At 56.3% G+C, this 23,775-nt stretch carries 17 protein-coding genes; 2 read left to right on the top strand and 15 right to left on the bottom strand.

The features are described from left to right. Positions 1-87: 87 nt before the first annotated feature. The 12 genes from Tam1G_RS01700 to Tam1G_RS01645 form a co-directional block, all read right to left on the bottom strand. A complete protein-coding gene (locus Tam1G_RS01700; RefSeq protein WP_101625232.1) occupies positions 88-1,818 on the bottom strand; it encodes an LpqB family beta-propeller domain-containing protein in 1,731 nt (576 codons plus the stop codon). Beyond that, entirely contained in the window at positions 1,815-3,548 is a 1,734-nt protein-coding gene (gene mtrB / locus Tam1G_RS01695; RefSeq protein ID WP_101625364.1) for an MtrAB system histidine kinase MtrB, read from the bottom strand. Before mtrB ends, Tam1G_RS01700 begins: the two co-directional genes overlap by 4 nt. Before the next feature lie 65 nt (positions 3,549-3,613). Then, positions 3,614-4,330, bottom strand: a complete 717-nt coding sequence (gene mtrA / locus Tam1G_RS01690) for an MtrAB system response regulator MtrA (RefSeq protein WP_101625231.1) — start codon at positions 4,328-4,330, stop codon at positions 3,614-3,616. Between the two features lie 72 nt (positions 4,331-4,402). After that, positions 4,403-5,782 carry a replication-associated recombination protein A gene (locus Tam1G_RS01685; protein ID WP_101625230.1) on the bottom strand — a complete coding sequence of 460 codons (1,380 nt, stop codon included), beginning with the start codon at positions 5,780-5,782 and terminating at the stop codon, positions 4,403-4,405. A 50-nt stretch (positions 5,783-5,832) separates the two neighbouring features. Next, complete coding sequence (locus Tam1G_RS01680) at positions 5,833-8,406, bottom strand: DEAD/DEAH box helicase (RefSeq protein ID WP_101625229.1); 2,574 nt, start codon at positions 8,404-8,406, stop codon at positions 5,833-5,835. A gap of 6 nt (positions 8,407-8,412) precedes the next feature. Then, positions 8,413-9,423 carry a PPK2 family polyphosphate kinase gene (locus Tam1G_RS01675; protein WP_033890255.1) on the bottom strand — a complete coding sequence of 337 codons (1,011 nt, stop codon included), beginning with the start codon at positions 9,421-9,423 and terminating at the stop codon, positions 8,413-8,415. Positions 9,424-9,471: 48 nt separating this feature from the next. Next, complete coding sequence (locus Tam1G_RS01670) at positions 9,472-10,974, bottom strand: acid phosphatase (protein ID WP_033890254.1); 1,503 nt, start codon at positions 10,972-10,974, stop codon at positions 9,472-9,474. A gap of 104 nt (positions 10,975-11,078) precedes the next feature. After that, positions 11,079-12,278, bottom strand: coding sequence for an amino acid ABC transporter permease (locus tag Tam1G_RS01665; protein ID WP_237746083.1), 1,200 nt, complete (start codon positions 12,276-12,278; stop codon positions 11,079-11,081). A gap of 4 nt (positions 12,279-12,282) precedes the next feature. After that, positions 12,283-12,960 carry an amino acid ABC transporter permease gene (locus Tam1G_RS01660; RefSeq protein ID WP_033890253.1) on the bottom strand — a complete coding sequence of 226 codons (678 nt, stop codon included), beginning with the start codon at positions 12,958-12,960 and terminating at the stop codon, positions 12,283-12,285. Continuing rightward, positions 12,960-13,799 carry a glutamate ABC transporter substrate-binding protein gene (locus tag Tam1G_RS01655; protein ID WP_033890251.1) on the bottom strand — a complete coding sequence of 280 codons (840 nt, stop codon included), beginning with the start codon at positions 13,797-13,799 and terminating at the stop codon, positions 12,960-12,962. Before Tam1G_RS01655 ends, Tam1G_RS01660 begins: the two co-directional genes overlap by 1 nt. A gap of 14 nt (positions 13,800-13,813) precedes the next feature. Further along, the gene (locus tag Tam1G_RS01650; protein WP_033890249.1) at positions 13,814-14,614 is read right to left on the bottom strand and encodes an amino acid ABC transporter ATP-binding protein; all 801 of its coding nucleotides are present in this window, start codon (positions 14,612-14,614) and stop codon (positions 13,814-13,816) included. 180 nt (positions 14,615-14,794) lie between these two features. Continuing rightward, complete coding sequence (locus Tam1G_RS01645) at positions 14,795-15,346, bottom strand: YbaK/EbsC family protein (RefSeq protein WP_033890248.1); 552 nt, start codon at positions 15,344-15,346, stop codon at positions 14,795-14,797. Between the two features lie 463 nt (positions 15,347-15,809). Between Tam1G_RS01645 and Tam1G_RS01640 the strand changes: the two genes are divergently transcribed. Beyond that, entirely contained in the window at positions 15,810-16,748 is a 939-nt protein-coding gene (locus tag Tam1G_RS01640; protein WP_033890448.1) for an endonuclease domain-containing protein, read from the top strand. Between the two features lie 307 nt (positions 16,749-17,055). Here the strand turns inward: Tam1G_RS01640 and aspS are convergent, their stop codons facing one another. Together aspS and hisS are read right to left on the bottom strand one after the other, a co-directional pair. After that, on the bottom strand, positions 17,056-18,849 hold the full coding sequence (gene aspS, locus Tam1G_RS01635) for an aspartate--tRNA ligase (protein WP_033890247.1): 1,794 nt from the start codon (positions 18,847-18,849) through the stop codon (positions 17,056-17,058). Positions 18,850-18,884: 35 nt separating this feature from the next. Then, the gene (gene hisS / locus Tam1G_RS01630; RefSeq protein ID WP_033890447.1) at positions 18,885-20,282 is read right to left on the bottom strand and encodes a histidine--tRNA ligase; all 1,398 of its coding nucleotides are present in this window, start codon (positions 20,280-20,282) and stop codon (positions 18,885-18,887) included. A gap of 98 nt (positions 20,283-20,380) precedes the next feature. Between hisS and Tam1G_RS01625 the strand changes: the two genes are divergently transcribed. Further along, the gene (locus Tam1G_RS01625) at positions 20,381-21,823 is read left to right on the top strand and encodes a DUF349 domain-containing protein (protein ID WP_033890246.1); all 1,443 of its coding nucleotides are present in this window, start codon (positions 20,381-20,383) and stop codon (positions 21,821-21,823) included. 96 nt (positions 21,824-21,919) lie between these two features. Here Tam1G_RS01625 and Tam1G_RS01620 read toward each other — a convergent pair whose 3' ends face one another. Further along, positions 21,920-23,707, bottom strand: coding sequence for a bifunctional metallophosphatase/5'-nucleotidase (locus tag Tam1G_RS01620; protein ID WP_101625363.1), 1,788 nt, complete (start codon positions 23,705-23,707; stop codon positions 21,920-21,922). Positions 23,708-23,775: the final 68 nt, after the last annotated feature.

The following is a 23,775-nucleotide window of genomic DNA, read 5'->3' as shown; positions in this document are numbered from 1 at the left end:
TGTCAGCATATGAAATACTCCCGCGCGCTAAGCGTACGGGAGTTTTTCATATCTTTATATGTATGCGAACAATGCGCACAACACGAATCATTGCGAGCCAAGCGCGGTAACCTGACTATCCGCAATAGACCAGGAGCCATCCAAAGAGCCGGAAACCGAACGCACGGTACCAGTGTCATCGAGCACGGCCAAACGGCGATACAGGCTGATCTGGCCCGAAGCCATCGATACTATCGTGCCTTCAGGTAGTCGCTGTACAGTATCAGGACCGGGCACAATCTGGCGATATGCACTCTGCTGGGCTCCATCCTGAGGCGCCGAAGTGGCGTACACGAGATTCAAATCGTTATAGAACGAAAGCATGGCCACATTCTGCGTTCGGCTTACCTGCGCCGCCGCTTTACTCAATCCGATGACATCGTTATTGGCATCGCGCACAATGCCGGTAATCGCCACACCACTCAACGAGCCACCATTGATGGCCACCGCCAAACGCGAGCCTTCGGTGGATACGTTCACGGAAGTCACCACTCCCCCGTCATCCAGCCACGGTATGTCCAGTTTTATGGATTTCTCATTGCGATAGACATACAGAGCCTTGCCATCCTTGCTGACCGCCCACACTTCACCGTTCAAGCCGGCTGTTATCGAGCGCACGCGAGCATTACCGAACAACGTGCCGCAGGAACCGCCGCCTGCATCCAAGCATTTCACAACACCGTCCGCCTGCAGTACCGCTCCTCCGTTGGTGGAGAACGTGAATCCGAGCGCATCATCAAACCCAGAAGCGTCACCCACGCGCAGCGGACTGGAGCTGGACAGCGAAACCACATGCCCACCGGTCAACGTATACACACCTACCGCCGGCTGATCAGCGTCGAGCTTGATATTCGAATCGGCATCCGAATAATCAACGCCATCGCCGGTCACCTTCAGGCTATATCCCGAATTACCGTCGCCCAGCGTCAATCTGATGCGATGCACCAGCATGCCACGGTCTTCGTCACTGAGTGCATTGATGCCTCGAGTAAGGCTGACTTCCACCGAACTGTCTTGTACCGGCACTGAATCAACGGCCAAAGACACCGTATTCGCGCCGGATTCCTTCACTGCATCCTTCAGCCAGCTTGGTGCATTGCCCAATACTTCACGTACCGCCTGAGTACGCCAATTGCGCCAGCTCAGCCAACGCACGTCCGGCACTAATTGTTTGCCGGAGGAAGCCACCTGATAGACGGAAACCTGTCGGAACACCTGATCGAAATCCGCAGTGGAAATCACCACTCCGTTTTCCAGCGAGGAAATACGCCACTGCCCTTTGCGCTTGATCAACGTGTACGACAGTTTTCGAGATTGCGTATCATGCACTGGCGTATACGAACCGTGTGAATCCAGTGTGCCTACCACTTGCACGTTCACTTCTACGATGAGCGAGCTTTCCGCGCCTTGCGGAGCGGTCATTGTGTTGGCACGGCGGCGAAAATCAGGAGTGCCGCTGTAAATCACTGCGGAGCCATCACCATTCCATGTGGTAGAGGCTGAGGATGTAAGGAATTCACGGGCCACACGGTACCCATCCGACTGCACGCCAGCCGGCATGGCATCATAAAAACCTTCAACGATGCTTTCTGGCTGCGCATCATCATTGGGCCCTTGTGGATTGGTATACACGCGCTGAGTCTGCTGCTGCACCGGGGCGAGCGTCTGAACGCTGCCGCTGGTCGGTAAGGCGAATGGGCTTGAGCAGGCGGTCAAAACCGCTGTGCATAGAAACGCTGCAATGGAGGCGACGATGGACCGTATGCGCTTGTCTTTCATTCGTCACCATCCTCATCATCGGTTGTATGCGCGCCATTATCCTGAGCGGATGACGCGATGGCTACCGCATTGCTGCGCTCTGCAACCGGACTTTCCGCCACACCGAATCCACCGGAAATCGAGAAATCATCCGGTGCCTCACTAGCGAAAGTGAGGGGAAGATCACCATCTGGCACTCTTCCGTTCAGAGGATCGCGTGGCAGCATCACCAAGAACCATGTGCCCTTTCCCAATGCCGAGCGCACACGAATTGAACCGTGATGCAAGAGCGCATCGGTCATGGAAATAGACAGGCCCAGACCAGTTCCTCCGGTGATGCGGGAGCGAGATGGGTCGCCTCGCCAGAATCGGTCGAACACATGGACCACAGTGTTCGCATCCATGCCTACACCGTAGTCTCGCACGCTGATGACCACGGCCTTGCGATTGGCTGCAATGCGCACATCAATGGGTTTGTCTTCAGCGAAATCAACCGCATTGGCCAAAAGATTGCGAACGATACGGGTCACACGGCGAGCATCGACTTTGGCGAGCACCTGCACATTGGGCAGCATGGCACGAATATCCACATGTTTGGCCGCCGCAATACCAGTCACCTGTTCGACAGCATCGTTCACTGGATCGCGCATATCAGCGTCCACCAAATCCAATGCGGCATAGCCAGCGTCGTATCGGGAGATTTCCAATAGGTCGGCGAGCAAATCCTGGAAACGATTAATCTGACCGGACAGCAGTTCAACCGTGCGCTTCGTTGCCGGATCAAAATCATCTTTTTTCATTTCCAGCAAATCGGAAGCCATACGCATAGTGGTCACTGGGGTACGTAGCTCATGGCTCACATCGGAGACGAACCGTTTCTGCGAGGCACTGGCCTCCTCAAGCTGATCGATTTTCTGATTCAATGAATCAGCCATGCCATTGAACGAACGCTGCAGCACACCAAGCTCATCCTTGCGATTCACTTCTACGCGCGTATCGAGGTTGCCAGATGCCAAGGTTTCCGCCGCATACGCCACATGCTCCACCGGGCGAACGATGCCGCGAATCACCATCCACATCACCACGCCTACCGCTATGGAAAGCAGTGCGCAAACAGCCAGCAGACTGAGCTGAATCTGCGTCAGCGACTGCTGTTGCAGCGCATAGGAGTATACAGCGAAGAATTCCAGATTCCCGGCTACGCCATAGTCCAATACCGTGCCCAGCACGGCACCTGGCGTGTGCCCATTCCATGCATCAGAGGCGCTGGGCAGATTCACCGGCTGATAGAACACATTGCCGTCCACATCGGAGGCCACTGCGGAATGCATATCGGCGGTGATGATGTCCTCATATGTAGGCTCGGTGGAAATAGGAATGATGGAACGCGCAGTGGATTCTCGGCTCCACATATACACGCCCACCAGATTGGAGGCACCGTCGGATTGCAGGTTCGAGGCCAAATCATTGACAAGCTGCTGAATCTGCACCGTGGTGGTGGCATCAGAGGCATCCAAACCGGTTTGCGCCTGCTCCACCATATTGGAGAAATCCGCTTGAGACTGGGATGTGGTTTGCGTAAGCAGTGACGCGCGCACCGAAATCATCGAAACCATAGAGAACACAATGACCACAGACAAGGTGAGCAGCACTGTCAGGGCCACGGTTCGAGCCTGCAGTGAGCGGCGTACTTCGGAACGCCCATGCCTGAGCAACCGTCTGAAGCTGAAACGGAAGCTGTGGTGAGGCATGACCAACGTGGTGCGTGTCTTAGGTGAGGTCTCCGGGGTTTGCAATGGTGCCGAATCAGTCACGATCAGTTCTCAGGAGTCACGTATTTGTAGCCAATACCGCGCACCGTTTGAATGATTTGCGGATTCTCGGGGTCGTCCTCCACCTTGGCGCGCAAACGCTGCACATGCACATTCACCAAACGGGTATCGCCGGAGCTCTCATATCCCCAGACATCATGCAATAGCGTGGAACGGCTAATGGCCTCCCCTGCGGCTTTGGAGAGCACGAACAACAGCTCGAACTCCATTGGCGTCAACCCCAGATCCTTGCCGTCCTTGGTTGCCGTATGCTCCAAGCGATCGATTACGATGCCGCCACGTTCAATATGGTTTGTAGTGGCGTCCTTGGCCGACGAGCCGGATTCCTCGGCTGCTGCGGGGCGCGCAATACGGAAGCGAGCGCGGATTCGAGCAAGTAGTTCGGCCACTTTGAATGGCTTGGGCACGTAATCGTCGGCACCTGCTTCAAGGCCAGCCACAACATCAGTGGTATCCGACTTTGCGGTGAGCATGATGATTGGCACGTTGGAAGTCTCACGAATACGACGGGCCACTTCGGTGCCGTCCAAGCCGGGAAGCATCACGTCAAGAAGAATCAAATCCGGCTTGACTGTGGGGAACATTTCCACAGCACGCAAACCATCCATGCAGGTGACTGTTTGGAATCCCTCATTTTCCAGCACCAGACTGAGCATTTCGCCAATGGCCTGATCGTCGTCAACAATGAAAATGACCGCCATGCTTTGTTCACACTCCTTATCTTGTGCCGCCAACCACACCGCAGGCGTTTACCATTCTGTAATACTCTACTCCTACTCCTTGGTCTCACCTTCGCTATGCAGAATAGGACGTATTTTGGCAAGCCTCTGGCTCACTTCATGCTCATAGCCGCGATCATTGGGATGATAGTATTCCGTACCGCGCAGGATTTCGGGCATGTATTCCTGCGGAGCCACCGCACCAGGCCAATCATGCGCGTACTTGTATCCCTCATGATTGCCCCATTCTTTCATCAGCTTGGTGGGAGCATTCCTGAGATACAGCGGAACAGCACCAATCTTGCCTGCGTCCACATCGGCAAGCGCCTGATTGATGGCATTATAGCTGGCGTTTGATTTTGGTGCGGTAGCTACGGCGATGGTGGCTTCGGCCAGAATAATGCGCGCTTCCGGCATACCGACTAAGGCTACGGCCTGTGCTGCGGCTACGGTGACTTGCAAGATTTGCGGCGCGGCCATACCGACCTCTTCGCTGGCGGCAATCATGATGCGCCGGGCGATGAATCGCGGGTCCTCACCAGCCCTGAGCATACGGGCAAGATAGTGGATAGCCGCATCCGGGTCGCTGCCACGCATGGATTTGATGAATGCGGAAATCACATCGTAATGGTCGTCACCATCTTTGTCGTAACGCACGGTGGCGGTGTCCATTACATTGGCGACTACTTCAGGGGTGATAATCGGCCTGCGCGCGCCTTTTTTGCGGGCTTCGTCTCCGGTGACCGCTCCAGCCGCCGCTTCAAGAATGGTTAATGATTTACGCGCGTCTCCTCCGGCCATGCGCACGATATCCGCAATGGCTTCGTCCGTGGCTTTGACTTCGCCCTTGAGACCGCGCTTATCGGTAAGGGCTCGTTGCACCAGTTCGGTGAGCTGTTCGGGCTCCAATGATTCGAGTTTGACCACCACCGAACGTGACAGCAATGGTTTGATGACCGAGAAACTGGGGTTTTCGGTGGTGGCGCCGATGAAGGTTACATCACGGTTTTCCACGGCTGGCAGTAGAGCATCCTGCTGGGATTTAGAGAAACGGTGCACCTCATCGATGAACAGCACGGTTTCTTGGCCTTTGGCCACCAGCCGTTCATGTGCTCGATTGAGTACGTCGCGCACGTCCTTGACGCCGGAGGTCACTGCGGAAAGTTCCTCGAATACACGGCCGGATTGGACGGCCACGATAGTGGCGAGCGTGGTTTTGCCAACGCCCGGAGGCCCGAAGAGAATCACTGAGCTTGGAGCGGTGAGGCTGCCGCGGCTGGCCGGATTGGCGAGGCGACGCAAGGGGCTGCCCTCCCCCAGCACATGCTTCTGTCCGATGACCTCGTCGATCGTGCGCGGCCTCATGCGTACAGCCAGCGGACGAGTCATCGACTCCGGCGCATCCATCGCTCCAAACAGATCATTCTCAGTCATACTTGCATACTACTCCAGCATTCGAACATGCGTTCGACATTGAATCGGCCTCAGTTACTGACCTTGTAGTCGTAGAAAACCACTTCGCCGGTGTCTTGGGTGGCGTCGAGATCCACGATGCCTTCGATGGCCCAGTCGTGATCGCCATCGGAGTCATCGATAATCTGGCGAACCTTCCACGTATGCTCATCCTGTTCATGGCTGTCGTCCAGCATAAACAGTTTCGGCGAGCGGGCGTTGGCGGAAATGCCCACGTACTCGTGCTCGTCGTAGTAATCGTCGAGCACATCCTCCCATTCGTGCACGCCATAGCCCCAGTCCTTGTCAAGGGCACCGAGCTTGTCCGGATCATCCAAATCCATCAGCTGTACACGGCGGAACAGTGCGTTCCTCACCAGCACGATCAGGCCACGGCGATCTTCCACCACCTGATTCTTCTTGCCGGGCGCAGCCAGGGATGCAGCCGCCTCGGACTGGTCCGCATTGTCACCCGCATTCTCCCATTCATCCACCAGCGAGGAATCAATGGAGCGCACGAGCACACGCAGCCAGGAAATAATATCCTTCAACTGTTCGTCGCGCTTTTCCGGTGGAACCGTGCGAGCAAGCGTACGGTATGCATCGGAAAGATAGCGCAACAGCGTGCCTTCCGAACGGGCAATGTTGTAACGCGCGATGTACCCGGTGAAGTCGGATGCGGTTTCCACCATGTCTCGCACCACCGATTTCGGGCTCAGATAATAATCGTTCGCCCACGGCACATCGTGACGGTACTGGTCGAACGCGGATTCAAGCATGTCTTCCAGCGGCTTCGGATACGTGATTTCCTGCAGCTTATCCATGCGTTCGTCGTAATCGAGACCATCCGCCTTCATGTCTGCGAGCGCCTTGTCTCGAGCCTGACGTTCCTGCGCGCGCAATACCTGCTTCGGGTCTTCCAGCGTGGCTTCGGCCATTGAAATCACGTCCAGCGCATAGGTCTCGGACTCGGGGTCCAGAAGTTCCAACGCAGCGAGCAGGAATGGCGAAAGCGGCTGGTCGAGCGCGAAGTCGTCCGGCATATCCAAGGTCATGTAATAATCCTTGCCACCATCCGAGCGGTCTTCGGTTTCAATCACCTCGGTGTCGAACAGGGTTTGGAAAATCTCGTCGGCACGCTGGTGCAGATGCTCCTTCTGCTCCGGTGTCTGTGCACTGTCGTCGATGAGGTCTTCCACGCGGGCTCGCGCATCGCCACCTTGTGCCACTTCGTTCAAAACCATCGAATGCGTGATCTTCAGATGCGGCACCAAGGTTTCCGGCTCGGCGTCAATGAGTTTGTTGAACGTGTTCTCATTCCACGTCACAAAACCTTCGGGTGCCTTCTTGCGCTTGATCTTCTTGAGTTTCTTCGGGTCTCCCCCAGCCTTGGCGATGGCCTTCTGGTTTTCGATCTCATATTCGGGCGCCTCGGCAATAACCAGACCCTCTGTATCGAAGCCCATACGGCCGGCGCGTCCTGCAATCTGATGGAATTCACGGGCCCTGAGCCTGCGCATCTTGGAGCCATCGAACTTAGTCAATGCGGTCAGCACCACCGAATGAATCGGCACATTAATGCCCACACCAAGCGTATCAGTGCCGCAGATTACCGGCAGAAGGCCTTGCTGGGCGAGCTGTTCGACCAGTCGGCGGTATCGCGGCAACATGCCGGCATGATGAATGCCCACGCCGGTGCGCAGCAGTCGTTGCAGAATCTTGCCGAATGCCGTCGTGAATTTCACGCCTTTAATGGCTTCCGCAATGGCCTGGCGCTGCTCCTTGCTGGATACGCCGGTGGATGCGAGCGCCTGTGCGGTTTCCAGAGCGGCATCCTGAGAGAAATGCACCACGTAAATCGGGGTTTCACCGTTGCGGAAGGCGAGTTCCACGGTTTTCTCAAGCGGGTCGAGCGTGTATTCGTAGCTCAACGGCACCGGGCGCGGCGCATCGGCAATCACATCCACATCCGGGGTGTCGTTCAAATCAGCGAGCTTATCCGCCACGGCATCCACATTGCCGAGTGTGGCGCTCATCAGCAGGAACTGGGTTTGCGGCAGCGTCAAAAGCGGCACTTGCCATGCCCAGCCACGCTCCGGGTCACCGTAGTAATGGAATTCATCCATCGCTACGAGCCCCACATCGGCGTGCGTGCCTTCACGCAACGCCTGATTGGCCAGAATTTCAGCGGTGCAGCAGATAATCGGCGCATCCGCATTGATGTGGCTGTCGCCGGTAATCATGCCCACATTGTCACGGCCAAACACCTCAACCAGATCGAAGAACTTCTCCGAAACCAGCGCCTTAATGGGAGCCGTGTAATACGAACGACGGCCCGTGCACAAAGCGGCAAAATGCATGCCAAGCGCCACCAGGGATTTGCCGGAACCGGTCGGTGTATTCAAAATCACATGGTCTCCGGCAAGGAGGTCCATAATGGCCTCCTCCTGATGCGGCCACGGTTCGATGCCTTTAACATCTGTCACCCAGCCGAAGAACCGCTCGTAAATATCATCGGCGGTAAGGTTACGTTCGCGCTCGTCGCCATCCCATTCAGGCGCCAAACGCCCCAAAGAGCCGTATGCTTGTTCCTTCTCGTCAGTCATAATCCTCTAGTCTAGCTGCCGGCGTACGTCTTCTGGATTTACTCCGGGCTCAAGCGGCGGCCAAGTCATGTTCATATTCTTCAACGTGGTGCGCAACAGTTCGGATACCACAGCTCTTGAATACCAGCGATTATCCGCAGGCACCAGATACCAGGGCGCTGCCGGAGTGCTGGTCTTCTCGAATACTTCCTGCCACGCGGCCATGTAATCATCCCAGCGTTCACGAGCATTCACATCGGAAACGTCGAATTTCCAGTATTTCGTTGGGTCGGTCAAACGGCCCAAGAAATGTTGCTTCTGCTCTTCTCGGCTCACCACCAGGAATATTTTGAGAATCGCGCAACCGGAAACCGCTAAATCCCGTTCGAATTCGTTAATCATGTCGTATCGGGCTCGCCATACGTCTTCCGGATATGTGCCATAGACATGCGGCATCACGATGTCTTCATAGTGGGACCGGTCGAATATGCCAATCCAGCCCGGTTGAGGCAGCTCACGCTCCACACGCCAGAGGAATCCGTGATTCAATTCCTCTTCGGTGGGCTTGCCGAAACCGTGGTAGTGAATGCCCATTGGGTCGCCTTGCCGGAACACATGGCGCACAATGCCGCCTTTGCCGGATGCATCCATGCCTTGCAGCACGATGAGCAGTCTGCGCGGCGAGCCTTTGACACCATTGGCGTACATCAGACGTTGGTAACGGGCGATTTCGGAAGAGCTCAAATCAATGAATCGTTCGCCGTCGAATTTGTCGCCATCGAATCCCGGCGTGGAGTCACCGTCGATATCGGTCACATTCACACCGTGATGGAATAGCAATCGTTGTGCAGGCGGCAGTGACCATACCGCGCTCAATAATTCGCTGGCTTTGGCTGCGTTCGCCATTCGTTCCGCCAACGTGGCGCTTTCCTCGATCATGCCGATCCGGTCTTCGGCAAGTTTGAGCGCTTTATCAATCTGCTTGCCTTGCTTGCCGGCTTTAACGGACTTGCCTGATTTCTTGTCTTCCTTGACCATGCCTTTGATTGTACGTCCGCATACTGCATTTCATCGAGTAATCGACTATTACCGCTTACGGCGTACGCGGAGCAGAAAACCAACGAGCAGAGCCGCCACTGTGCCTACAATCACCGCAGTCAACGCCGGCTGTTGAGCGGCATGCAGCACAGCGAGGTCCGGTCCGGCCGCTTCAGTGCTGTTCTGCCCTGCCGCCACATCGGAGGCTGGATGATTGCCTTTATCCGCATATTGCGCGCTGATCACACTCGGACCGGAAAGAGCTACCTGATCCGCGGTTTCCACTTTGACCACATCACCGTTCGTGTTGAGCGTCACTCGCGCACATAACGCTTTGGCCCAGTTGATGCGCTGCCAGCCCTCTGAAGACTCCCATAACGGATAGCCTGAATCAATTGCAGTGGCTTTCAAAATCGCATTGCGCTGATCGACATGCAGCTGTGGGTAAGCGAGCCGCAGCACGTCTGCTGCACCTCGAGGAGCTTTGAACTCAGCGCCGGCCTGTGCTTTGACTTGCGGGAAAGTGTAGGTCATACGTGCGGTGTAGACACGTACCGCCGAAGCTTGATCTTTCACCGGCTCGGTAGCCACAGGATCCAGGAAATCATTGGTATAACCGGCCGTTGAGTTGGCTTTCACATTGGAGATGCATTCGGTGAGCGTATCGCCATGATGGTCGGCTTTGCAGCGTTCGGTTAGATAATCGCGCAGCTGGCGGGCCGCGGGCACAATCGAAGAGGCGAACTCGTTATGCCAATACTGGCCGTTTTGTGCCGAAGCGCCAATGCGGCCGCCCATGATGTCAAGCGGATAATGCACGCCGAGCACGATGCGATTGTTGCCGGCTTCCGAAGTACGCGCCATGATTTGTGGCGCAAGCTCCGGCAATATGCCGGCGAGTGCTATACCCCACGAATATGCGCCTGTCGTATGCCCGGACGGGTAGGAGCTGTTCTTTTGCAACGTGGAGTAACCGGGAATATGCTCCAGCCATGATGGTGATTCTTTGATATCAAGCGTGGACGGTAGACCAGCCAAATCATTGGTGCCGCCCAACGTGCTTTGCGAACGGTCCAAATACGGCCTCGGGTGCATGGCCGCGCGCTTGGATTGGAAGGTGGAGGCCACATTGAATTTGAACAGGTCAGAAATCTGATTCAGTTTGCCTTGTTTGAATCCTTCGCGCATGTATCGGCCGAGCACGGGGCCGAGCGCATCCGGCAGCGTCTCCTCGCCGTATAGATCCGAGTCGATCAGCGCGCGTTTACGCTGGGCCGTCAGTCCGTTCTTATCGGCATTCTCAGCACCCAAATGATTGATTTCGACCGCCAAATCTTCATCAAGCTTCATGGTTTTGGCATCCAGCACTTTGCCGCCATGTTCGGCATCCACAGGAGCCTGCCAATAGTTTTTCTCATAGTCGGAAAGCAGGGCGACCCAATCAGGATTAGGCAACTGGTCAGCTTGCGCGGTAACGGGTGCCGCTGCCAATGCCAGCGGCAGACATACGGCGATAGCAAAAACGGAGGATAGGTTCCGGAACGTCTTCATACGTTCCAACCTATCCTCCGTTTGGCTACGTAGCTTCAGGCTCGGTAGAACACTCGGTGAACTCTTCGTGCCACCTTAGCCACGGATTAGCGAGGAGCAGCCAATCAGATCTTCGGCTTGCCTCCGAATTTCACATGACCTTTGCCGATGTCGTTGCCGTGCTTGAACACGGTACCGTGATCGGATTGCTCATGCTCGTTCGAGGATAGCTTCGGATCATTGGTCTTGGGACTTGCCGGCTTGCCGTTCTCACGCTCACGCTTGGCTTCCGACTCCGGATGAGTCACGTCATAGCCCTGCTCATACTTGGTCCTACGCCAGTTGCGAATCGAAGCGTTGGTGCCACGGTGGTGTACGTGGTACTTACGCGGCGTACCGCCCAGCGGCAGCTCTTCGACTTCCTTGGCCACTGCAATCTGGTTCACGTTGGAAGCGTCACCAGCAGCAATCGGCGCGACCGGCTCAGGTTCGGCCGGCGCTGCTGTACGCTGCTGCATACGCTCAGGCAGCCATTCGGCAAGCCTGGAGAGCAGCCAGCAGGCGATGAAGTAAACCACCGCAGCCATGACCAGCGTCTGCAGAATATTGAAGTACATCGAGCCAAGTCGGCGAGATTCCTGTAGCAGATCGGTGTACATGATGATGGAACCCAATGCGGTATCCTTCAGCACCACGACCAGCTGAGTGACAGCTGCCGGCAGCATGGCGTAGACGGCCTGCGGCACTTCAATTTCCATCAGCGACTGGGTTTCAGTCAGACCCAAGGCAAGAGAAGCCTCACGCTGACCGCCCGGCAGATTGCCAACGCCGGAGCGCACCAGCTCGGCAACCACGGAACCGTTATAGAGCACCAAGGCCAGCACCACAGCCCAGTAGGAGGGGCTGGGCAGGCCGGCGAAAGCGAACCAGCGCCAGAAGAAAATCATGAGCAACAGCACCGGCACAGCACGGCAGAACTCGACGATAACCGCGGAAACACCGCGCAGCAGAGGGTTCGGCAGCAGTCGGCCGACGCCGAACACCAGACCGAATGCCACAGCACCAATCACTGCGAGTACGGTGGCCTTGATGGTCATCCACAGGCCAGGCAGGTAGAAATCGGTCCATGCTTCTCGCTCGAGTGCGGGTTTCCACAGCTCCCAGCTCAGCTGATTTTCACCGTCCGGCGGATTGTGCAAGCGCATCAGAATCAGGACGAGCACCACGGCGAACGCGAAACCGGCCAGCCAGTTGACAATGCGGATGGTGCGGCGGCCCTTGGGACCAGGAGCGTCGAACAATACGGAATTCGAAGTATCTGCCATGATGTCACCTCCTCACAGCGAGCTTGTTAGACAGGTACGTGGTGAGCATGCCAATCGGAATGATCAGAATCACATAGCCGAATGCGAAGATCAGGAAGATCTGGATAATCACATCCGGACGGAATTCAATCATCTGGCTCATCAGCGATGAAGTTTCAGTGGAAACCGATGCTGCTGCGGCCACGGTGGAGTTCTTCAGCAATGCAATCAGCGTGTTGCCGAGCGGCGCTACGGAACCGCGGAAGGCCTGCGGCAGAATGATTTCGGTGGCGGACTGCATGAAGCCCAAGCCCAGCGCGCGTGCGGCTTCGGCTTGGCCAAGCGGCACGGTGTTGATGCCGGAGCGCAAGGATTCGCACACGAACGCTGCGGTGTAGAGGCTCAAACCGGTTACGGCCAGCCAGAAGAAGTTCGTGGCGAAGGTGTCGGAGAAGCTGAGCTTCAACTGAGCGTAAGCGCCGAGCACCATGAACACCATGATGATGGTCAACGGCAGGTTCTTGAACAGTTCCACATAGGCACCAGCCACAGCTCGCAGCGAAGAAATCGGCGAGATGCGCATCACTACGAGGATGACGCCGAGGATCAGGGAGAACAGCGCGCTCCACAAGGTCAGTTCGATGTTGACCAGGAAGGCGCCCAGCACATCATACTGGGAGAATAGTTCCAGGAATCCGTTCATCAGTTGATCTCCCCCTCATCCGGAGTGGGCGGGTTGTAGCGCACGTCAGGCGTGTAATTGGTGCCCTTGGTGTTGTCGCTGATGGCGTTCTCCCATGAACCGTCCTGAATCATGTCCACGATGGCGTTGTTGATCTTGGTGGCGAATTGCGTATCGCCCTTCTTGATGCCCACGCCATAGTATTCCTGAGTGAACGGCTTGCCGACCACACGCAGCTTGCCACGGGAAGCGGAGGCGAGACCTGCGAGAATGATGTCATCGGTGGTCACAGCGTCCACAATGCCGGAGAACAGTGCAGTAGCGCATTCGGCGTAGCCGGGCTGTTCCATAAGCTGCACTTCGGAAGCGAACTTCTCCTTGACGGTTGCCGCCGAGGTGGAACCGGTCACGGAGCATAGGCGCTTACCATTCAAATCTTCCGGGCCGTTGATGGACTGATCGTCCTTGCGCACCAAAAGATCCTGGCCGGCCACAAAGTATGGGCCCGCGAAGGAGACGGCCTTCTTACGCTCGTCCGTAATGGAGTAGGTGGCGAGAATCATATCCACGTCGCCGTTTTGCAGCATGGCTTCACGCTGCTTGGAAGGGGCTTCCTTCCAGATGATCTCATCCTCGGAGTAGCCGAGCTTTTTAGCGATGTATTTGGCCACGTCCACGTCGAAGCCCACATACGTGCCGGACTTCTTGAAGCCCAGACCCGGCTGGTCGAATTTGATGCCGATGCGGATTTTGCCGGCTTCGTCCTGCCCGCATGCCGCCAAGGACATGGTGCAGGCCAAAGCGCAGGCAGCCGCGATAATGCGCCCGGCTGTGCGCTTGAATCGTTTGCTCAATGTCATGCGTGCACCCTCTTTCAGTGGGTGAGAATCTTCGAGAGGAAGTCCTTGGCACGGTCGGTCTTCGGATGTTCGAAGAACTCGTCCGGAGTGTTTTCCTCCAAGATCTGGCCGTTGGCCATGAACACGATACGGTCGGCGGCCTTGCGGGCAAAGCCCATCTCGTGGGTCACGCAGATCATCGTCATGCCTTCGTGAGCGAGCTCGACCATAACGTCAAGCACTTCGTTCACCATTTCCGGGTCGAGTGCGGAGGTCGGCTCGTCGAACAGCATCACCTTCGGACGCATGGCGAGTGCACGGGCGATGGCCACACGCTGCTGCTGACCACCGGACAGTTGAGACGGCATCTTGTTGGCCTGGCTGGCCACGCCAACGCGGTCGAGCAGGTCCATAGCAAGGCGCTCGGCTTCCTTCTTATCCATGTGACGCACCTTGATTGGGGCAAGGGTCACATTCTCAAGAATCGTCTTGTTGGCAAACAGGTTGAAGGACTGGAACACCATGCCCACTTCAGCGCGCAGGCTGGCGAGCTCCTTGCCTTCCTGAGGCAACGGCTTGCCGTCGATACGAATATCGCCGGAATCAATGGTTTCCAGACGGTTGATGGTGCGGCACATCGTGGACTTACCGGAGCCGGAAGGTCCGACCACCACAAGCACCTCACCCTTGGTCACAGTGAGATTGATGTCTTTCAGGACATGGAGATCGCCGAAGTGCTTCTCCACATGAGTCAGTTCGACCAGCGGTCGTCCTGCAGGTTCATTGCCCGGCACCAGCGGTGTCACAGGGCGCGTTTCTTCTTGTTTCTCTGACATAAGCGGTCAGTATAACCGCATTGTGTTACCGAAATAACACCCATCGGACGAATGGCGTTCATAATGTGAGACAAAATTCGTCAGCACGTGCAACGTCAATAATCGTGAACGTTCACATCGATACTGTGACAAACGCTATGCAATTCACCATAGCTATAGTGTGACTATCTTCTCTTTATCTCAGCCGCGCGGCTTGCCAAGCGCAGAGACGAACTGCACACCGGGAATATCAGCGAAAATCGAGCCGTCCACTACAAGCTTGGATGGGCGGATACCGGAACCCAGGTACAGCTTCGGAATCGAAAGAATGTGCTGATCGACCAACAGCGGCCAGCCATCCGGCAAACCAATCGGCGACATGCCACCGGATTCCATACCAGTGGCCTCCACCGCGGCATCGATTGGAGCGAAGCTCACCTTGGACACCTCCAACGTGTGCTTGACCACACCGTTCAAATCGGCGCGCGTATCAGCCGTTACAAATGCTGCCGCGAACTCAGGCGGCGCTTTACGGGTCTTATGCGTGTGCACCACCACGACGTTGCCGGTGATGGCGAATGGAATACCATACTTCGGGCACCATAGGTCCGTGTCTGATTCCTCATCCGTGTTGATGGTTACACCCAGAATCTTGCTCTCCGGCACCCCAGCCGCCACTAATGCGTTCAGCTTGTCAAACACCGGCTTGGCCAGCAAATCGCCGTCGCGCCAATCCAATATTTCCAACGTCATAAGAATCCCCCTCATTATCAAATGAACTGGGGCCAGAATAACGAAAGCGCCAGCAGCACATGCCACTGGCGCTATTCGCATTAGCTATACAGCGTTATTACTCATGTACCAATCCTCCCACTGTGTGGCAATTCCTCCACGGTGTGGCAATTCCTCCACGATGTGGCAATTCCTCCACGATGTGGCAATTCTTCCACGATGTGGCATTAGCGAACTTGACAACAATCCAAAAAGCCTGAAATTCCGCCATTTTCCAAAACCACACCGTGTGCAGGTTGCCACACCGTGGGAGAATTACCACACCGTGGTGGAATAGTTGGAGCGTTAGGGCCGATATCGTCACAAGCATTCAATGTGGATAACCGAATTACAACACGCCGATAATCGCCCGATAAACACCGATAGTTATCCACATTTTTCTATTTCACGCTTCCCACACATGCCACTCCGCTATCCTGCTCGCATGAGCAACGACGCATATATTCACAATGGGGAAATCAACGATTATGTAAGGCGCAATCTTGCCGAGCAAGCTGCAGCTAAGGCCTATGCTTGTAAGAACTTAATCACACGTATAAGAACAGAACAGCCATTCTGTTTCTCCTTGCACACAGCCCTGGAGTTATACGCCATTGAACGACCGGCCCATTGCAAACTTCCCAGCAGCGATTTCTACATCACGGTACGCAAACAACAGCACCGGTCCAGTATCCGCAACGTAAGCTACCAGACCTGGAGTCAGCCTTATGAAACATATGCTTTTCCCAACGGCTTAGTCTGCATGCATCCCATAGATACGTGGATTCAGTACGCTCAACACCTTAGTCTCACTGAACTCGTAGTTCTCGGCGAAGCAATAATCAGACGATTCGGTTACTCCATCGACAGCTTTCGCTACAAGCTCACGGCCTTTCACCGTGTTACAGGAAGAAAGCGTTGTGAAGAAGCCCTAAAACTCATGCAACAGTCTGACTCCGTGCAGGAGACACGCGCCCGCCTCGCACTGTTGCGCTTTGGTCTGTCGAATCCGGTCATGCATTACAGCATCACCAACCCCCAAGGCAACACATACATTGTTGACATGGCTTACCCGGATCGAAAAGTCGCTATTGAATATGACGGCGATCACCATAGACGCTTCCGAAATCAGTATGTAAGGGATCAAAGAAAACGTCGAGAGCTTCGCGCTTTGGGTTGGATTGTAATTGAGGTGTTCGCAGAAGACTTGAAGAATGAAGCCGGTCAGCGGGCCTTTGCAAATAATGTAGCTTCCGCCTTACAGGTGCCATTAATCGGCACGCCGCAAAAACAATTCTGTGCTTTAGTCGACCCAAAGTTGCGCGTTAACGCACGTCGCGGAGAGCGTCGGCGATACAACGCGCATGCCGGCAAACGGCCATGACTCAATTATCTTGATGCGTATTTCTTTTCTCCTCCGTGTGGCAATTCCTCCACGGTGTGGTATTAGCGAACTTGGCAACAATCCAAAAAGCTTGAAATTCCGCCATTTTCCAAAACCACACCGTGGAAGATTTACCACACCGTGAGAGAATTGCCACACCGTGAGAGAGTTGCCACACGATGGAGGCACAATAAGGCAGTGGATAAGCATTGAAGGCCTATCCCATTGATATAAGTATCTCCAAACAAAAAAGGAGGCTCTCCATATTGGTGGAGAACCTCCTCAGACATCTATTTCAAATCTGAAATCAGTCTTCGTCCGGGTCGTAGTCGACGCCAGTTTCAGCGCGCTGCTCGTCCGTAATCGGAGCCGGGGCGCCGGTCAACGGGTCGCGGCCGCCGCCAGCCTTCGGGAAGGCGATAACGTCGCGGATGGTGTCGGCACCGGCCAGGATGGACACGGTACGATCCCAGCCAAGGGCGATACCCGCGTGCGGCGGAGCGCCGTACTTGAAGGCCTCGAGCAGGAAGCCGAACTTCTCCTGGGCTTCCTCCGGGGAGATGCCCAGCACGTTCAGCACGCGATCCTGAATGTCATCGCGGTGAATGCGCACGGAACCGCCGCCCATCTCCTCACCGTTGCAGACGATGTCGTAGGAGTCGGACATGGCGTGCTCAGGATCCTTGTCGAACTTGTCGATCCAATCCTTGCTCGGCATGGTGAACGGGTGGTGCATGGAGGTCCACTTGGAGTGGCCGACTGCCACGTCATCATCATCCGGGTCGTCGGTGGGCTTGAACAGCGGGAAGTCCACAACCCAGGTGAAGGCGAACTTCTTCGGGTCGAGCAGGCCTTCGCGGCGGGCGAGCTCCACACGGGCGGCACCCAGCAGCAGCTGGGAGGATTCACGAGAACCGGCGGCGAAGAACACGGCATCGCCCGGCTCAGCGCCAACGGCTTCGCGCAGACCAGCGCGCTCTTCCTCGGAGAGGTTCTTGGCCACAGGGCCCTTCAGCTCGCCGTCTTCAGCGAAGACCACGTAGGCGAGACCCTTGGCTCCGCGCTGCTTGGCCCATTCCTGCCATGCGTCGAACTGACGGCGAGGAGTGGAGGCGCCGCCCTTGAAGAGCACGGCACCCACGTACGGAGCCTGGAACACACGGAACGGGGTGTTCTTGAAGTAATCGGTGAGTTCGACCAGCGGGTTGCCGAAACGCAGATCCGGCTTGTCGGAACCGTACTTATCCATAGCTTCCTGCCAGGTGATACGCGGCAGCGGCAGCTGGACTTCGTAGCCAGCGGTCTTCCAGATGGCGGCAATAACCTTCTCGGCCATAGCCATCACGTCTTCCTGATCCACGAAGCTCATCTCCATATCGAGCTGGGTGAACTCAGGCTGACGATCAGCACGGAAGTCCTCATCACGGTAGCAGCGGGCCAGCTGGTAATAACGCTCAACGCCGGAAACCATGAGCAGCTGCTTCAGGAGCTGCGGGGACTGCGGCAGAGCGTACCAAGAGCCCGGCACCAGACGGGCCGGCACCAGGAAGTCGCGAGCGCCTTCCGGAGTGGACTTGATGAAGGTCGGGGTTTCCACCTCGGTGAAGTCCATATCCTCGAGGGCGTGGCGAGCGGCCTTGGCCATGTCGGAACGCAGCTTCAGATTGTGCTGCATGGACGGGCGGCGAAGGTCGAGGTAACGGTACTTCAGACGAACGTCCTCACCCGGCAGCTTGTTCTCGGACTCGTTCTCGAGCGCGGTGGAGACCTGGAACGGCAGGGCGTCGGCCTTGGCCAAAATCTCGATGTTTTCGGCAACGACCTCAATCTTGCCGGTGGCAAGGTGGGTGTTCTCGTTGCCATCCGGGCGCAGGCGCACCTCACCGGTGACCTGAATCACGAACTCGGAGCGGAGCGGACGGGCCACTTCCTCGTCATAGATAACGACCTGCACCAAACCGGTGTTGTCGCGAAGGTCGATGAAGGCCACGCCGCCGTGGTCACGACGACGGTCGACCCAACCGGCGAGGGTGACCTTCTGGCCCACCAAGGCCTCGGTCACGTCAGTGGCATGATGTGTTCTGTAAGCCGTCTGGCTCATTGTCTTGTTTCTCCTCGATTTTTCGCGCGAATTCGTCAGATTTCGACGGTTTGCTGGGCAACCACAGTATCCGGCTCCCACGACGTGCAATCAGCGGCAACCTGCTCACCGGTGACGATGTTCTTGACCTCGTCTCCAGTGGCTTCACCGTTCTCGCTGTCTGCGGCACTGGCCGGGAACCATACGTACGGAATGCCGAGCTTATCCGCATACTTGATCTGCTTACCAAGCTTGGCTGCAGTGGGTGCCACATCGGTAGCGATGCCGCGAGCGCGCAGCTGGGCAGCGATACGATTGGCAGCCGGACGATCTTCCTCATTCCACACAGCCACAAGTACGGCGGCCGGGGATACACGGTTGGCGTGAGCGCCCGCGGTGTGCAGCATGTAACTCACCAGTCGGCTCAAGCCGATGGACAGGCCTACACCCGGGTACTTGCGATTGCCCTGGGAGGCCAGATTGTCGTAACGGCCACCGGAGCAGATGGAGCCGAGAGATGCGGCACCGTCAAGGAAGGTCTCGTAGACGGAACCGGTGTAATAATCCAAGCCACGGGCAATCTTGAGGTCGGCAATCACGGAACCGGGGCGAATCACAGCGGCTTCGTCCACAATCATAGCCAGCGTATCGAGACCCTGACGAGCCAACGCATAGGCTTCCGAATCCTGTGCAATGCCATGTGCGGCGCACAGCGCATCGAACTTTTCCGCCAGTTCCTTGCCATCGGCCGCGGTCAGTTCGGCGAGTTCAAGGCAAGCGCGGGCCTGAGCCTCACTAGCCCCGCAGGACTCGGTGAGCAGTCGGGCCACTTCATCGGCACCGATCTTGTCAAGCTTATCGATTTCGCGCAGCACGCCCTCGATGTCGGTCAAGCCAAGGCCACGGTAGAAACCTTCGGAAAGCTTGCGGTTGTTGGCGTGCACGGTTGCCTTCGGCAGACCGAATGCACGCAGCTCTTCCAATGCGGAAACCATGACCAGCGGCAGCTCGACCTCATAGTGGTCCGGCAGGTCGCCGGCACCAATCACGTCGATATCCGCCTGAACGAACTCACGGAAACGACCTTCCTGCGGACGCTCGCCACGCCATACCTTCTGAATCTGCCAACGCTTGAACGGGAAAGTCAATGCACCCGAGTGCTCGACCACATACCGACTCAGCGGCACGGTCAAATCGAAGTGCAAACCCAAACGCTCCTCAATGGGAGTGTCGGATTCGTGACCGACTTCCTGCAGACGGCTCAGCAGATAAATCTCCTTGCTGGTCTCGCCCTTTTTCAGCAGAGAAGCGCCAGTTTCCACCGCTCTCGTCTCAATGCCGATGAAGCCATTGAGCTCAAAAACCTTACGAAGCGTGTCGATAACACGCTGCTCCACAACACGTTCGGAGGGGAGCCACTCCGGGAATCCTGATATTGATGCACCTTTAGCCACGAAATCAATATAATAGGTGAGGGTTGCGTCAAGCCATGCGATTTTCCAGCATGCGAGGCGCTTCCACTCACTCACACTACGCTTGTAAGGAGCTGGCCATGTCCGACGAGACTGTCACCGAAACCGAAAACACCGCTGCAACCGAAGAGCAGGCAACGACACCCGCACCCGCGGTCAGCGAGGCCAAGCCGACTCCCGCTTCAATGCCGAAGCCGCATGCTCCCTCCCCTGCTGCATTCGCTAAGAAGACCCCGGCCAAGCAGCACACTGCAGCCCCGGCCAACACCTCCGCCTACTCCGAGGAGGATGTCAAGGCAGCCGAGGCATTCGGCCGCGTGGACGATAACGGCACCGTGTTCGTAAAGGACGGCGACGCCGAGCGCGAAGTCGGCCAGTTCCCGGATGTTTCCAAGGAAGAAGCCTTGGCACTGTACGCCCGTCGCTTCCTTGATCTGAAAGCCAAGCTTGACTTGCTCGCCAACCGTCTGACCTCTCCGAACGTCAAGGCTCGCGAGATTGACGAATCTCTCAAGCTTTTGGGCGAAGAGACCAACGAGCCGGCTGTGGTGGGCGATATTGCCGCCCTGAAGGCTCAGTTCGAGGAGCTTAAGGCAGCCGGCGAAGCCAAGAAGACCGCACTGGCCGAGGCCCGCAAGGCCGCTGTTGCCAAGGCTGTTGCCGAGCGCACCGCCATTGTCGAGAAGGCCGAGGCCCTGGCCGCATCCCTGGGCGACAACACCAACTGGCGTTCCACCGCAGACAAGTTCCGCAACCTGTTTGACGAGTGGCAGAACCACCAACGCACCACTATTCGCATTGACAAGCCGGAAGCTGAAGCCTTGTGGAAGCGCTTCTCCGCAGCTCGTACCACATTCAACCAGGCTCGCCGCAAGTGGGCTCAGGCTCGCGACAACGAACGCAACCACGCCAAGGAAGTCAAGGAAGCCATCATTGCCGAAGCCAATGAGCTCAAGGATTCCACCGCTTGGGGCGAGACTTCTCGCAAGTTCAACGATCTGATGGATCGTTGGAAGAAGGCTGGCCGCGCAGGCCGCAACGAGGACGATGAGCTGTGGGCCAAGTTCCGTGAGGCCGCGGACGCGTTCTTCAACGCTCGCCAGGCCGACCGCGACCAGATGAACACCGCAGAGAAGGAGAATCTGGCCAAGAAGGAAGAGCTGCTGGTCCAAGCTGAAGCCCTGGTGCCGGTCAAGACCGATGCCGAGGCCAAGAAGGCTCGTCAGGAGCTGGCCAAGATTCAGGAAGAATGGGATCAGATCGGCTACGTGCCGCGCGAGGATATGCGCCGCATCGAGAACCGTCTAGACGCTGTGGACAAGCAGATCAAGTCCGTTGAGGATGCCGCTTGGAAGCAGTCCGACCCTGAGGCCGATGCCCGTAAGTCCAGCTTCGAAGAGCAGCTAAACGCTCAGCTCGCCGAGCTCGACGCCAAGATCGCCGCTGAGTCCGATCCGAAGAAGAAGGCGAAGCTCGAGGCCGAGAAGGCCACCAAGGAACAGTGGCTGAACGCCATTAAGTAATAGGCAGTAGCCACTACTACTTGCTAAAGTAATGGGCTTCCCTCCACAATGAGGGAAGCCCATTCTCGTTTTACAGGGTCCGTTTTCCCCTTTCTTCTAGGCCCTCATACCGGTTTGTGGCAGTTTTACTGGCGCGAGCGCAGGATGTGCGGCGAGGTACTGCTTCAGTGGCTCACTGTATGGCATATTGAGCTCGCCATAGTTCGTTCCTGCGCGGAAGGCATGGTAATCATCACCACCCTGCAGCAGATATGAGTTAGATGCCGCAATCACCAAATCATCATCAGCAATCGGTTTGCCATCGATGAACAAATCAGTAATATCAACCGCACGATGATTATCATCACCATCAAAACTGGTATTTGCTGGGTGGCTGCCGGCCTTATCCTGGGTCTCCTCCCCCGCTTCGGTTGATTGATATTCCACAAATCGATAACTCACATTTGAGGAAATTCCAATCCACCGACGTTTCAACTGCCCATCCTTGAATCGGAACTGCTCAGCCAAGACATTTTTCAGATCTTTGCCAGTCAAGGTTTCATGTGCGGCTTTGAACTGCAGAGCCATCAGGGAATCCACTTCGCGTACGCTGACCTTACCATTGCCGTCCATGTCAAGTTTCGCAGTGCGCAGGCTGCCATCGTTGGAAAAACCGACTACAGGCAAACGCTCGCCAGCATAAAGGGTTCGCTGAATCATGGCGCGATTCGCATCCGCCACCAGCCGGCCCACTGAATCTTCCTGACCGTTTTCGATGCGCTTATCAAAATTCGTACCAGCAGCCAGCGTACCGACAATAGTGCCACCTACCTGTGCTGCATGCGCCTGCGCAACCGCATACACATGCTGGGCATGATCAACCATGCCTTCGCCCGTTGAACCGGCAGACATCCAAGCCGATTGCGTGGTATGCGCATCAAGACCTTCCACCCGAATCACGCCGGGAACTGTAGACGATGCCTGTTCAGTGCCATTGCCAAGATCCACGTTCTGCACTGCAACTCTGGATCTGCGTCCGTATCCGGTAATGACCAGATCCTGCACCGCCATTGCACGTCCGAAGCTACCGGCTTCATAAATCGGGGCTCCACCATCCGTGCGCGCGTATTTCACCGCATGCGTATGGCCTGTGTACACCACATCCACATCCTTGCCCAATCCTTGCGCAGCGGAGGCATCAGCATGAATCAGCGCAACTACCGCATCCACCTTGCCGGATTGCTTGAGCTCATGCGCCACTCGATTGACTGCATCAACCGCCCGCTCATCCAAATCAGCATCTTTCGTGATTTGCGGGGTAGCCACCGAGCCCAGTGCATCAGTCAATGCACCAACGAATCCAATACGCTTTCCATTGACTTCTCGAATCGTATAATCCTTGACCCGACTCAGTTTGCCACCCGGTGCCTTGTTGCGTGCCGATACGTTAGCGCATAGCCAATCAATGCCATTAGCAGGTGAGGCAATCCGGTTATTGAAGTCAGCCACCGAGCGATCGAATTCATGATTACCGACTGCGGAAATCGTCAATCCCCAGGATTTCGCCATATCCAATGTCGGCTGATCTTTAGCCACAGCGGACTCGTATGGAGAACCGCCTACTAAGTCGCCAGAGGAAACAGGCACCATATTGCCTGGATTATGGCTGTCTGCCAATGTAAATGCGGCCGCATTATCCGCTCCGCGTTCAATATGGCCGTGGAAATCGGTGATGTCCGCGATGGTCACCGTTCTGGTGCCAGTAGCGGCATCATTTCCGGAAAAAGGAACAGTTCCTGCAGCTCCAGCAACAGCATTGGGAACAAAAAGAATCGTAAGTACAGTCGCGATGATTACCGCTACGGCGACCTTAGGCCGCCTGCCGGCCCACTGCCGGCGATTCATGCCCTTGCTCACACTGTTACGCTAAGACGGCTAGTTGAATGAATTTCCACGCCCATTCAACGCCTAAG

Source organism: Bifidobacterium imperatoris (genome assembly GCF_002860405.1).
Taxonomy (GTDB): domain Bacteria; phylum Actinomycetota; class Actinomycetes; order Actinomycetales; family Bifidobacteriaceae; genus Bifidobacterium; species Bifidobacterium imperatoris.
This window is presented reverse-complemented; position numbering and strand designations above follow the sequence as displayed.